This is a genomic window from Mixta mediterraneensis (assembly GCF_030283135.1).
Classification (GTDB): Bacteria; Pseudomonadota; Gammaproteobacteria; order Enterobacterales; family Enterobacteriaceae; genus Pantoea; species Pantoea mediterraneensis.
Genome location: NZ_JASUAZ010000015.1, coordinates 28,470 through 42,068 on the forward strand (window position 1 = coordinate 28,470; position 13,599 = coordinate 42,068).

General features: G+C 52.3%; 10 protein-coding genes. 4 read left to right on the forward strand and 6 right to left on the reverse strand.

From position 1 onward, the window contains the following. Window positions 1–9: 9 nt before the first annotated feature. The 3 genes from carB to folA all read left to right on the forward strand — a co-directional run bounded on the left by carB (window position 10) and on the right by folA (window position 5,605). Window positions 10–3,234 carry a carbamoyl-phosphate synthase large subunit gene (gene carB / locus QRY16_RS11205; RefSeq protein ID WP_289776626.1) on the forward strand — a complete coding sequence of 1,075 codons (3,225 nt, stop codon included), beginning with the start codon at window positions 10–12 and terminating at the stop codon, window positions 3,232–3,234. A 233-nt stretch (window positions 3,235–3,467) separates the two neighbouring features. Beyond that, the gene (locus QRY16_RS11210; protein ID WP_289776627.1) at window positions 3,468–4,607 is read left to right on the forward strand and encodes a porin; all 1,140 of its coding nucleotides are present in this window, start codon (window positions 3,468–3,470) and stop codon (window positions 4,605–4,607) included. A 515-nt stretch (window positions 4,608–5,122) separates the two neighbouring features. Beyond that, window positions 5,123–5,605: a type 3 dihydrofolate reductase gene (gene folA, locus QRY16_RS11215; protein WP_193403839.1), complete on the forward strand. Its 483-nt coding sequence runs from the start codon at window positions 5,123–5,125 to the stop codon at window positions 5,603–5,605. 62 nt (window positions 5,606–5,667) lie between these two features. Here folA and apaH read toward each other — a convergent pair whose 3' ends face one another. Genes apaH through lptD form a run of 6 tightly spaced genes read right to left on the reverse strand, consistent with a single transcriptional unit; the run spans window position 5,668 to window position 12,524 of the window. Continuing rightward, the gene (apaH, locus tag QRY16_RS11220; RefSeq protein ID WP_289776628.1) at window positions 5,668–6,525 is read right to left on the reverse strand and encodes a bis(5'-nucleosyl)-tetraphosphatase (symmetrical) ApaH; all 858 of its coding nucleotides are present in this window, start codon (window positions 6,523–6,525) and stop codon (window positions 5,668–5,670) included. Between the two features lie 58 nt (window positions 6,526–6,583). Beyond that, a complete protein-coding gene (gene apaG, locus QRY16_RS11225; protein WP_193403837.1) occupies window positions 6,584–6,961 on the reverse strand; it encodes a Co2+/Mg2+ efflux facilitator ApaG/CorD in 378 nt (125 codons plus the stop codon). Window positions 6,962–6,963: 2 nt separating this feature from the next. Next, entirely contained in the window at window positions 6,964–7,785 is an 822-nt protein-coding gene (rsmA, locus tag QRY16_RS11230; protein ID WP_193403836.1) for a 16S rRNA (adenine(1518)-N(6)/adenine(1519)-N(6))-dimethyltransferase RsmA, read from the reverse strand. Then, window positions 7,778–8,770 (reverse strand): 4-hydroxythreonine-4-phosphate dehydrogenase PdxA, encoded by a 993-nt coding sequence (gene pdxA / locus QRY16_RS11235; protein ID WP_289776629.1) that lies wholly within the window; start codon window positions 8,768–8,770, stop codon window positions 7,778–7,780. Before pdxA ends, rsmA begins: the two co-directional genes overlap by 8 nt. Beyond that, window positions 8,760–10,055 (reverse strand): peptidylprolyl isomerase SurA, encoded by a 1,296-nt coding sequence (gene surA / locus QRY16_RS11240; RefSeq protein WP_289776630.1) that lies wholly within the window; start codon window positions 10,053–10,055, stop codon window positions 8,760–8,762. Before surA ends, pdxA begins: the two co-directional genes overlap by 11 nt. A gap of 54 nt (window positions 10,056–10,109) precedes the next feature. Continuing rightward, complete coding sequence (gene lptD / locus QRY16_RS11245; RefSeq protein WP_289776631.1) at window positions 10,110–12,524, reverse strand: LPS assembly protein LptD; 2,415 nt, start codon at window positions 12,522–12,524, stop codon at window positions 10,110–10,112. Between the two features lie 146 nt (window positions 12,525–12,670). On the opposite strand from lptD, the gene djlA reads away from it, so the two are divergent. Continuing rightward, window positions 12,671–13,483, forward strand: a complete 813-nt coding sequence (gene djlA, locus QRY16_RS11250; protein WP_289776632.1) for a co-chaperone DjlA — start codon at window positions 12,671–12,673, stop codon at window positions 13,481–13,483. Window positions 13,484–13,599: the final 116 nt, after the last annotated feature.

The window sequence follows — 13,599 nt, forward strand, 5'->3', positions numbered from 1 at the left end:
GAGCCAATCATGCCAAAACGTACAGACATAAAATCCATCCTGATTCTTGGCGCCGGTCCGATTGTGATTGGCCAGGCCTGTGAATTTGACTATTCCGGCGCGCAAGCATGTAAAGCGCTGCGCGAAGAGGGTTACCGCGTCATCCTGGTAAACTCCAATCCGGCGACGATTATGACCGACCCGGAAATGGCGGATGCGACTTACATCGAGCCGATTCACTGGGAAGTGGTACGCAAAATCATTGAAAAAGAGCGCCCGGATGCGGTGCTCCCCACGATGGGCGGCCAGACAGCACTGAATTGTGCCCTTGAACTTGAACGTCAGGGCGTGCTGGAAGAGTTCGGCGTGACCATGATTGGTGCGACCGCTGACGCCATTGATAAAGCTGAAGATCGTCGTCGTTTCGATGTCGCGATGAAAAGCATCGGTCTGGAGACCGCGCGTTCGGGTATCGCTCACTCCATGGAAGAAGCGCTGGCGGTGGCCGAAGACGTCGGCTTCCCATGCATCATTCGTCCTTCTTTTACCATGGGCGGCACCGGTGGTGGCATTGCCTACAACCGTGAAGAATTTGAAGAGATTTGTGAGCGCGGCCTCGATCTGTCGCCTACTAATGAGCTGCTGATTGATGAATCACTGATTGGCTGGAAAGAGTACGAGATGGAGGTGGTGCGTGATAAAAACGATAACTGCATCATCGTCTGCTCAATTGAAAACTTTGATGCGATGGGGATTCATACGGGTGACTCCATCACCGTAGCGCCCGCTCAGACGCTGACCGACAAGGAATACCAAATCATGCGTAACGCCTCAATGGCGGTACTGCGTGAAATCGGGGTAGAAACGGGCGGCTCCAACGTGCAGTTCTCGGTGAATCCGAAAAATGGCCGTTTGATTATCATCGAAATGAACCCACGTGTGTCACGCTCATCGGCGCTGGCATCAAAAGCCACTGGCTTCCCGATTGCCAAAGTGGCCGCCAAACTGGCGGTCGGTTACACCCTCGACGAACTGATGAATGACATCACCGGGGGGCTGACACCAGCCTCGTTTGAGCCGTCTATCGATTACGTTGTGACCAAGATCCCACGCTTCAACTTCGAAAAATTTGCCGGAGCCAACGATCGCCTGACCACTCAGATGAAGTCGGTTGGCGAAGTCATGGCGATTGGCCGCACTTTCCAGGAGTCGATGCAGAAAGCGCTGCGCGGACTGGAAGTGGGCGCTCATGGCTTTGATCCGAAAGTGAACCTTGATGACGCCGAAGCTTTAACGCGCATCCGCCGTGAGTTGAAGGATGCGGGTTCGGATCGTATCTGGTATATCGCCGATGCGTTCCGGGCAGGTATGTCAGTCGATGGCGTCTTTAATCTGACCAATATTGACCGCTGGTTCCTGGTCCAGATTGAAAAGTTGGTGCGGCTGGAAGATCAGGTTGCACGTGAAGGGGTGAATAGCCTTAATGAAAACTTTTTGCGTGCGTTAAAGCGTAAAGGCTTTGCCGATGCGCGTCTGGCCACCTTAGCGGGTGTGGCTGAAAGCGAGATCCGTAAGTTACGTCAGCAGTTTAATCTGCATCCGGTTTACAAGCGCGTGGATACCTGTGCCGCAGAGTTTTCAACTGATACGGCATATATGTACTCAACCTATGAGGAAGAGTGCGAAGCGAACCCCACTCAGGACCGCGACAAAATCATGGTACTGGGCGGCGGTCCAAACCGTATAGGCCAGGGTATTGAGTTCGATTACTGCTGCGTTCATGCAGCGCTGGCTCTGCGTGAAGATGGTTTTGAAACCATCATGGTGAACTGTAACCCGGAAACCGTATCGACGGATTACGATACCTCAGACCGTCTGTACTTCGAGCCGGTAACGCTGGAAGATGTGCTGGAAATCGTCCGCATAGAGAAGCCGAAAGGCGTTATCGTACAATATGGCGGCCAAACTCCGCTGAAACTGGCGCGTGCGCTGGAAGCCGCAGGCGTACCGGTAATCGGAACCAGCCCGGATGCCATTGATCGCGCAGAAGACCGTGAACGCTTCCAGCAGGCCGTTGAGCGCCTGAATCTGAAACAACCCGCCAACGCTACCGTGGCTACGCTGGAGCAGGCTGTCGAGAAAGCTGCCGGTATCGGTTATCCATTAGTGGTTCGCCCTTCCTATGTATTGGGTGGCCGGGCAATGGAAATCGTATATGACGAAATCGATCTGAAGCGTTATTTCCAGACCGCGGTATCGGTTTCCAATGATGCGCCGGTACTGTTGGATCGCTTCCTTGATGACGCAGTAGAAGTGGATGTTGATGCGATTTGCGATGGCGAGCGCGTGTTAATTGGCGGCATAATGGAGCATATTGAGCAGGCGGGCGTGCATTCCGGTGATTCTGCCTGTTCGCTGCCGGCTTATACGTTGAGTCAGGAGATTCAAAATGTCATGCGTCAGCAGGTTGAAAAACTGGCTTTCGAGCTGAATGTCCGTGGCCTGATGAACGTACAGTTCGCCGTAAAAGATAACGAAGTGTATTTGATTGAAGTGAACCCACGTGCCGCACGTACCGTGCCGTTTGTTTCAAAAGCGACCGGCGTGCCGCTGGCAAAAGTGGCGGCACGCGTAATGGCAGGCAAAACGCTGGCGGAGCAGGGCGTCACTAAAGAGGTGATTCCGCCTTACTACTCCGTGAAAGAGGTGGTGCTGCCATTCAATAAATTCCAGGGTGTTGACCCGATCCTCGGCCCGGAAATGCGTTCTACCGGTGAAGTGATGGGGGTGGGGCGTACCTTCGCTGAAGCTTTCGCTAAAGCGATGCTGGGCGCGCAGAGCAACATGAAAAAGACCGGACGCGCTCTGCTGTCGGTACGCGAAGGCGATAAAAAACGTATTGTTGACCTCGCGGCGAAATTGCAGAAGTTTGGTTTCGAACTGGATGCCACCCACGGAACGGCGGTTGTATTAGGAGAAGCAGGTATCAATCCGCGTCTGGTGAATAAGGTGCATGAAGGACGTCCCCACATTCAGGATCGCCTGAAGAATGGCGAATACGCCTACATTGTGAATACCACCGCTGGCCGTCAGGCGATTGAAGACTCCAAACTGATTCGCCGCAGCGCGCTGCAATATAAAGTGCATTATGACACCACGCTGAATGGCGGGTTTGCCACCGCGATGGCGTTAAATGCTGATCCTACTGAACAAGTTATTTCCGTACAGGAAATGCACGCGCAAATTAAAGCTTAACCACGTACTGAGATGATAAAACGGCTCCTTTCGGGGCCGTTTTTTTCGCTATTGCCAGACTGCGCATAACAGTAGATTATGACAATATAATGATTTAATTTTATTTTAGCGCTTAATGCGGTTTTTTTTATACTTACATTTATTAGCACTAATTTATAAATAGAAAGCAAGGTCGCTGGCTTTAGTATCTCGCTCGCTTATTTCTCTGAAGCGTAACTGGGATATATATAAAAATGAAAATGCGTGCTTTCACACTCACCGCCATTGCTGCGCTGGTTGCAGCGGCTCCTCTCACCAGCCAGGCTGAAATTACTCTTATTAAACAGGATCCGCAGGCCGGCGATCCGCTTAGCCGCTTCGACTTCAAAGTCGGCGGTAGTATTCGTCCTCAGTTCAATCATCAAACCGGCAGTAATGACAAATCTTACAAGCGTAACGGCTTTGACGGCGGCTCACGCTTCCGTTTTACCGCTAATTATTATCTGTTTGATGATGTCAGCTGGGTGGGTTATTACGAGCTGGGCGTGAACTTCCCGGCGTGGTGGGGCTGGGATAACCACTATGCCGATGGCGCTAACAACACGACTCGTCGTCAACTCTATACCGGACTTAAGAGCGCCACCCTGGGTGAACTCTACTTCGGCCAGCAGAACAGTGTTTATTACGATATTGTCGGCTCAAAAACGGATATTTGGGATTACGACATGCTAGCTCAGGCGCCAGGTAATGGTATTAATGGTGATTACGATGGTTCTTACCGTTCACGTAAGCAGCTAAAATATAAAAATACCTTCGGCGCACTTGATGTTTATGCCTCTTATCTGTTTAGTGATAACGAGTATTTGCCGGGCAATGGCCTGCGCTATAAGCGTAAAGGTGGTGGATCGCTGGGTGTGGATTATCACATCACCGACGATCTGACGTGGGGAACCGCATGGAACTACACGCGTGCCAGCATGCGTAATCCAGACAATGGCGACAGCAAAGATTATGACCAGAACATCTTCGGTACTGCATTAAGCTGGAAACCAGGCAACTGGACTGTCTCTGCGGGCGGCGGCTGGTACGAAAACTTCCTGACCACCAAACAAACCAACGTAAATAATTACTTTGCGGATGATGCGTGGGGTATTGAATACTTTGCTGGCTATAAAATTCCGGTTAAGCAGTACGGTCTGAAAGCGGTACAGCCTTATGTCATGGGCGATCGCCTGGAATATGTCAATGGGCGCAACTACCAGCGTATTGATAATGGCCTGGGCGTCACGCTGTTCCTCGACTACGGCTTCCGCGTTGATTACAAACACGTGTTTACCTCCAGTACCGATAATCTCGGCGATATGAACCTGGTGCGTTTGCGTTACGACTTCTAAGTCAGAAAACAACGGCTCCCCAGGGAGCCGTTTTTTGTCAGATCAGTTCGAAGGGTTCAGCGCATTCTCGCCAAAACGGTTCGGCCTGGCGCTGCTTTTGCAGCAGAAGTCAGTCAGCAATCACAGCGCAGCAACAAGCGCTAATGCCTGCAAGATAAGCATGTTCGCCAACACAAACAGCCAGCAGATTTAACGACGGCAACAACCGTTAACGGTGCCCGATAGTTTTATAACCGGGCGGAAGTCGTATTATTTAATTTGTCTGCAAAGAGCGCTGAACCTGTTGGGCAACGCCTTTCCCGCCACGGTCCGGGCTAACGATCCTCTCCTTGTGCCAGATTGCTGTTTTCCGCTGGCGGCTTGATTCAGCAGAAGGTGAAAACGCGGTCAAAAACTCTGTCCAGTAACAAAAATGCGGTGGCAAAAAAGCTTTACGCAAATACACTCTTCTCGCTATCGACGAAAGTTTCGCCTTTACGTATGATGGCGCCAATTTTTCCAGTGAGTCTTTTAACATGATTAGTCTTATCGCGGCATTAGCAGCGGATCGCATTATTGGTATGGAGAACGCCATGCCGTGGGACCTGCCTGCAGATTTGGCGTGGTTTAAGCGCAACACCTTGAAAAAGCCGGTCATTATGGGCCGACTGACGTTTGCGTCTATTGGCCGACCGTTGCCTGGACGTTTGAATATCGTGGTTAGCAGCAAGCCAGGTAACGCGGAAGGCGTAACCTGGGTAACCTCGCTAGATGAAGCGTTGCAGGCTGCTGGCGATGCGGAAGAGATCATGGTGATCGGTGGCGGGCGAGTTTATGAGCAAATGCTGAAGCGTGCCGATCGACTTTATCTGACCCATATCGATGCTGAAGTCGAAGGCGACACGCAATTCCCGGATTACGAGCCGGATGAATGGCAATCCACATTCAGTGAATTCCATGATGCCGATGAGAAGAACTCGCACAGTTACTGTTTCGAAATTCTTGATCGTCGTCGTTAATCTGCGGTGAAATAAACAACGCCTTTGCGATAGTAGCAAGGCGTTTTTTATGGAAACAGGGGTTAGCTGGCGGACTGTTGCGGTGGTACTTTCTCCGCTAGCGTACTCTGGCGGTTTGAAGCCTGAACGTAGTAGCGCTGTTCTTCCCAGTGTAACAGGGTAAGCGAGCCACCCCAGCAGCAGCCGGTATCTAATCCAATAATGCCTTCCGGTGTGCCTTTGCCTTCCAGCGATGCCCAGTGTCCGAACACAATCGTGTATTCACGCGCGACCGGACCTGCAATGTTAAACCACGGTTTTAGCGGCGGCAGGGCAGAATCCGGTGCATCTTTACAGATCATATCCAGCTGACCATTGGGAAAGCAGAAGCGCATGCGGGTCAGCGCGTTGGTGCTAAAACGTAGCCGTGCCAGACCGCTAAGCGCTTCACTCCAGTTGTTCGGCATATCGCCATACATGGCGTTGAGAAACAGCGGATAGCTGTCACTGGAGAGCACGGATTCAACTTCACGTGCACATTTTTTGGCGGTTTCAATATCCCATTGCGGCGTGATACCCGCGTGGCCCATCACCAGTTTTTTCTCTTCATCGACTTGCAGCAGGGGCTGACGACGTAACCAGTTGATCAATTCGTCAGCATCATCAGCTTCCAGCAACGGCGTCAGGCGATCTTTCGGTTTATTGCGGCTAATGCCGGCATAAACTGCCAGCAAATGTAAATCATGGTTGCCCAATACCAGCCGCACACTATCGCCAAGTGATTTTACGTAACGCAGCACATCGAGCGAGCCGGGGCCGCGCGCGACTAAATCACCGGTCAGCCACAAAATGTCCTGTTCGGGATTGAAGCTGACCTGCTTCAGTAAGGCACGTAACTCGTCGTAACAACCGTGGACGTCGCCAATAAGATATGTGCTCATAACGTTTTATCCGAAATAAAATCATTCGCCCGGCAGAACCGGGCGAGATGAAAGCAAGTCAATGAATGTGAGTTTGAATGGCGAGGCGGAATACCGGGATCTCAACGTGAAACTTATCGCCTTGCTCGTCGATCATCAGGTAGTGTCCCTGCATCGTACCCATCGGGGTTTCAAGGACCGCGCCGCTGGTGTACTGAAATTCACCACCGGGCGCGATATGGGGCTGCTCGCCTATCACACCTTCGCCCTGAACCTCAGTTTCGCGACCATTGCCGTTGGTGATTAACCAGTAGCGTCCCAGTAATTGCACTGAGGAACGACCCATATTGCGGATGGTCACGGTGTAAGCGAAGACGTAACGTTCGTCATCCGGTGCGGATTGCGATTCGACGTACAGGCTTTGCACATGAACATGCACGCGGGCCGTTTCACTCATAACTACTCCTGCGCTTCACCCTGATGTTTCGCCAGCCAGTTTGCTAACTGGCAATACTGCGCAACCGAGATGTTTTCGGCACGCAATGTCGAGTCAATTGACAGTTCTTCCAGTGCGCCGGCTGACACCATATAACTGAGGCTGTTGCGTAGCGTTTTGCGGCGCTGACCAAAGGCTTCAGTAGTGATACGGCTCAGTAAACGCACATCAGTTACCGGATGCGGCGGCGCGGTAAACGGCACCAAACGCACCACGGCAGAATCCACTTTAGGCGGCGGCGTGAAAGAGTGCGGAGGCACTTCCAGCACCGGAATCACCTGACAGTAATATTGCGCCATCACGCTAAGACGTCCATACGCTTTGCTACCGGGACCAGCCACCAGGCGATTCACCACTTCTTTCTGCAACATGAAGTGCATGTCTTTAATCGAACCAGTATAGCTGAAAAGGTGAAACATCAGCGGAGTCGAAATATTGTACGGCAGATTACCGAATACGCGTAGCGGCTGGCCTTTTTCCTGCGCCAGCGCGGCAAAATCGAAAGTCATCGCATCTTGCTGGAAGATGGTCAGCTTTGGACCGAGAAACGGATGCGTCTGCAGGCGTGCCGCCAGATCGCGATCCAGCTCCACAACCGTTAAGCTATCGAGGCGCTCCCCTACGGGTTCGGTCAATGCGCCGAGGCCGGGACCGATTTCCACCAGCGCCTGATCGCGCTGTGGATGAATGGCAGAGACAATGCTCTCGATAATATACTGATCGTTCAGGAAATTCTGCCCGAAACGTTTACGGGCGTAGTGCCCCTGATGGACGCGATTATTCATTACTGCTCTTGATCATAGTGATGGCGAGGTTAAGCGCCGTGATAAAGCTGCCCGGTTCTGCCTGTCCCAGACCGGCTAATTCTAGCGCGGTGCCGTGATCGACTGACGTCCGGATAAAGGGCAGGCCGAGGGTGATATTTACCGCGCGACCAAACCCCTGAAATTTTAGTACTGGCAATCCCTGATCGTGATACATCGCCAGCACCGCATCAGCATGTTGCAGATATTTCGGCTGGAACAGGGTATCCGCTGGCAGCGGGCCGGTCAGTTGCATACCTTGCTGGCGTAATTCATTCAGGGCAGGAGTAATGATTTCAATCTCTTCCCGGCCCATATGGCCGCCTTCACCGGCGTGCGGGTTAAGGCCACACACGAAAATATGCGGTTGGGCGATGGCGAACTTCTGCCGTAAATCGTTATGCAGGATGGTAATGACTTCGTGCAGGCTGTCACGGGTAATGGCGGCGGAAACATCTTTTAACGGCAGATGCGTGGTCGCTAAGGCCACGCGAAGCTCTTCGGTTGCCAGCATCATCACGACACGATGTCCACCCGCCCGGTCAGCAAAAAATTCGGTATGGCCGGTAAAAGGGATGCCAGCGTCGTTGATGACGCCTTTGTGCACCGGACCCGTTATCAGCGCGGCAAATTCACCGTCCAGACAACCGTCACAGGCACGTGCCAGCGTGGCTAATACATACTCGCTGTTGGCCATACACAATTCGCCAGGCTTAACCGGCTGTGGTGTGGCGATCGGCAGCACGGTCAACGTGCCCACCTGTTGCGGCTGTGCCGCAACACCGGGTTGATAATCGCGCAACGTCAGAGGTAGCCCAAGCTGGGCGGCACGTTGATATAACACTTCTGGAGCGGCGCAAACCACCAGTTCAACCGGCCAGTTTTGCTGTGCCAGCTGAATGGTCAGGTCGGGACCAATCCCGGCGGGTTCGCCGGGCGTGATCGCTACACGGAAATTACTGCGCATTGTTGTCCAAAATTTTCACGTAAGCCCCGGCGCGCTGTTCCTGCATCCAGGTCTGTGCTTCTTCTGCGAATTTACGGTTGAACAGCAGACGATAAGCACGCTCTTTCTGCGCCGCATCGGTTTTATCAACCTGGCGCGTATCCAGCAGTTGAATCAAATGCCAGCCGAAGGAGGAGTGCACCGGCTGACTGGTTTGGCCTTTTTGCAGGCGCAACAATGCATCGCGGAACGCCGGATCATAAGCCTCTGGTGAGCTCCAGCCTAAGTCGCCGCCCTGATTCGCTGAACCCGGATCGTCAGAGAACTGCTTCGCTGCGGCGGCAAACGTCGTTTTGCCGCTGCTGATGTCTGCGGCAATCTGCTGCAGTTTGGCGCGCGCCTGATCGTCCGTTAATATCGGTGAGGGTTTCAATAAAATGTGGCGAGCATGCACTTCGGTTACCGAAATATTTTTACTCTCGCCGCGTAAATCATTCACTTTCAGAATATGGAAACCCACACCGGAGCGGACCGGGCCAACAATATCGCCTTTTTTGGCGGTGGCCAGCGCCTGGGCAAACAATGTCGGCAACTCTTCAATTTTACCCCAACCCATATTGCCGCCTTTCAGCGCTTGTGAGTCGGCAGAGTAAGTGACCGCCAGTTTGCCAAAATCAGCACCGTTTTTCAGTTCGCCAACCAGCTGTTTGGCCAGCGCTTCCTGATCGTCAACCTGCTGTTGCGTCGGGTTTTCCGGCAGCGGCAGCAAAATGTGACTGATGTTGAGTTCCGTGCCCTGGGAATTTTGCGAGGCGATCTGCGTCGATAGCGTATCGACTTCCTGCGGCAATATTGACACGCGACGGCGCACTTCATTATTACGTACTTCGGTGATCAGCATCTCTTTGCGGATCTGCGCACGATAAACGTTGTAATTCATTCCATCGTAAGCCAGGCGGCTGCGTAGCTGATCCATGCTCATATGGTTCTGACCCGCAATGTTCTGAATGGCCTGATCCAACTGCTGATCGGTAATCTGCAGACCCGCTTTCTCGCCCATTTGCAGAATAATATTGTCCATGATCTGACGTTCAAGGATCTGGTGGCGCAACGTTTTGTCGTCTGGCAATTGCTGACCCGCCTGCTGCGCCTGGGATTTGACCGTGCTCATCATGCTGTCAACGTCACTCTCAAGAACCACGCCGTTATTGACCACGGCTGCAACTTTATCAACCACTTGTGGTGCTGCGAACGCAGTGTTGGCACTCAACGCCACACCAAGAATCAGCATTCTCCAGTTCTTCATACTTTATCCATTGTTATTTCCGCACTGCGGGATTGCCTGTCAAATATCACAACATCAGAAAGCGCGCTGGTAAGGGATAATCCCCTGATGCAGCATCTGGTCAGTCCCTAAGCCATAGTTGGAACTCAGACCACGCAGCTCGATGTTGAATGAGATTTGGTTGTCGTACTCGCTGTCGTTATTTTCCCAGCCGTTGATTTTGCGCTCGTAACCCAGACGAATAGCGTAACAGCATGAGCTGTATTGCAGACCAATCAGCTGCGATGCCGGTCTGTTGTTGCGCGTGTCGTAGTAGTAAGCGCCTACCACAGACCAGGCATCCGCAATCGGCCAGCTGCCGGTCGCACCGACCTGAGAAATCCCGTTTTTATAAATCGGGTTATCTACCAAACCTGCATTATTCAGGGCAGTGGCGACGTATTCAGGGCTGCTGTAGCGATAGCTCAGCTGCACCATACGATCGGCGTCGCGACGGTACTCCAGCACTGCATTTCCCTGAGAGACGTTATCCAGCTTGGTGTCATACTGCATGCCGCCCCGAACGCCCCAACGATCGCTAATTTTCCAGTATGTATCACCTGCCCAGATCAGGCTGCCGGTGTCATCCTGGTCACTGGATTCATTCACTCCAGTGCGCGAAGGGGTAAACGAGTAGATTTGACCAACAGAAACGTTAAAACGTTCAACCAGATCGTTATCATAAATACGCGTCGTCACGCCGGTTGCGACTTCATTCGCCGATGCGATGCGATCCAGGCCGCTATAAGTACGGTCGCGGAACAAACCGGTATAGTCAGTTTGCAGCAGCGTGGAGTCGTATGGGTAGATGTTGCTTTGGTTGCGATAGGGGATATAAAGGTATTGAACGCGCGGTTCCAGCGTCTGCGTGTAGCCTTCCGCCCAGTCCATATTGCGGTCAAACACCATGCGCCCATCAATTTTGAACTGCGGCAGGGTGCGGTTGACGGAATTTTTCAGCTGGCCGCTCATGCTGCCTGACTGTCCCGCAATATTATTATTGTAGTAATCAACGTTCTCTTGTTCGTAATGCGTTGCCAGGAACTTCGCTTCAGTATCAAGACTGGCCCAGCCGTTTGAGAGCGGCAGATCCAGCGTAGGCTCGACATGCAAACGGGTGGCTTCAGGGTAGTGATGACTGACGTTGGTGAATTTCACCGCCTGTGCATAAACGCGCCCGTCAAATGGCCCCATATCATTCTGATAGAAATTCAGATCTAGCTGCGGCAAAGCACGATACACATTGCTGTTGCTGGTGTTACCAAATACCTGGAAATCTTTACTCGAAAGCGTGGCATCCCAGTTGGTATCAGCGTAGCCTACGCTGAATTTTTGCGTGGCGTAACCGTCGGTTGAGCTGTAGTAATCCGAGTCGAGATCGTTGAAGTAATATTTGTCGCTGACTTTGGTGTAATCGGCGTTGAAACGCCAGTGTTGATCGTAAATACCGGCATGACGCCAGTAGAATAACCAACGATCTGAGTTGTCATCCTGCGCGATACCACGCACCGCTTTGTCTTTGTCGTACTGATCGTCAGAGGCCAGATAATCAAACTCGACCAGACCCGCGCCAGCTTTAGTCAAATAGCGGAATTCATTCTGTAACTGCAAGCCGCGTTTGCTCATGTAGTGCGGCGTAATTGTGGCATCAGCCTGTGGCGCAATGTTCCAGTAATACGGCAGAATGAACTCAAAGCCTTTGCTGCTGCCGTATTTTGCGTTAGGGATCAAGAAGCCAGAGCGGCGACGATCGCCAATCGGTAGTTGCAGGTAAGGGCTATAGAAGATCGGCACTGACCCAATCTTGAAGCGGGCGTTCCAGATTTCAGCCACTTCCTCTTCACGGTCCTGAATCACTTCAGAGCCGACCACGCTCCAGCTGTTATAGCCGGGCAGACATGAAGTAAAGCTGCCATTCTCCAGAATGGTATAGCGGTTGTTGCCGCGCAGTTTCATCTGATCGGCGGTGCCGCGCCCCTGGCGCCCCACCATCTGGTAGTCACCATTCCAGACATTGGTGTCTTTACTGTTCAGATTTGACCAGGCTTTCGGACCTTTCAGGATGACCTGATTGTCGTCATAGTGCACATTACCGAGGGCATCAACGGTACGTACCGGCATGGTTTGCCCTTCCTGCTGACGTTGATGAAGCTGCACTTCATCTGATTGCAGGCGGCTATTGCCCTGTTCGATGTTCACATTACCGGTAAATACCGCGTCATCAGGATAATTACCTTTGGCAGATTCCGAGTGAATGGTTACGGGCAGCTCATTGGTGGTGCCGTTCACCAGCGGACGGTTATAGCTCGGCACGCCTAACATACACTGCGACATCAAATCGTCGGCGAGAGCATGCTGACTGGTAAGGGCGGCACCAATCAGGGTGGCCAGCAGAGTAGGTATACGTTTTTTCATACGCGGTATCGAGAATTCCATGAAAACTGGCATCATGCCGACAATCCGGTCAGAGACTAACTTACTGCCCGGCGTTGCGCCAGTGTTAATCCGTGTCTGTCCGCGTTGCCGTTAGGCGCTGAGATAAATGACAGGTATGATAATGCAATTTTCAGCCGCAAGCATGGCGAATTGAGGAGTTTATGCGCTACTGGGGAAAAGTTGTAGGTCTGCTATTGGGATTGATTTCCGGTGCAGGCTTTTGGGGAGTAGTGATCGGTTTGATCATTGGTCACATGATTGACAAAGTTCGCGGCGCGCAGGGCAAGGCTTACTTCTCAAATAATCAGACGCGCCAGACGCTGTTTTTCAGCACCACTTTTCAGGTGATGGGCCATTTGACTAAGTCAAAAGGGCGCGTCACCGAAGCAGATATTCAGATTGCTTCTTTATTAATGGAGCGTATGCAGCTACACGGTGAATCACGCACCGCGGCGCAACGCGCCTTCCGGGAAGGCAAGCAGGGCGACTATCCGCTGCGTAGCAAATTGCGTGAGTTTCGTAGCGTCTGCTTTGGCCGTTTTGACCTGATTCGGATGTTTCTGGAAATTCAGATTCAGGCGGCGTTTGCCGATGGTTCGCTGCATCCTAACGAACGCCAGGTTCTGTATGTGATTGCAGAAGAGTTAGGGATTTCGCGCACGCAATTCGATCAGTTTCTGCGTATGATGGAAGGCGGTCAGCAGTTTGGCGGGCGGCAGAGTTCTTCGTATGGCGGTTTCCAGCAGAAGCCAGGCGGTCCCACGCTGGAAGATGCCTGCAGTGTGCTAGGGGTAAAAAGCAGCGATGATATTACCGTCATTAAACGCGCCTACCGCAAGCTGATGAGCGAACATCATCCCGATAAGCTGGTCGCGAAAGGCTTGCCGCCAGAGATGATGGAGATGGCGAAGCAGAAAACGCAGGAAATCCAGGCGGCTTACGATCTCATCAGAAAAGAGAAAGGATTCAAATAATTCAGCGCCTCGCCTGCCTCACGGCCCTGTGCCCCGCAAGCGGGGCGTGGGTCGCCACCTGAACGGCTTGCAACGCTTACGCCTGATAATCCTCTATCTAAAATATGCCGCAGGAA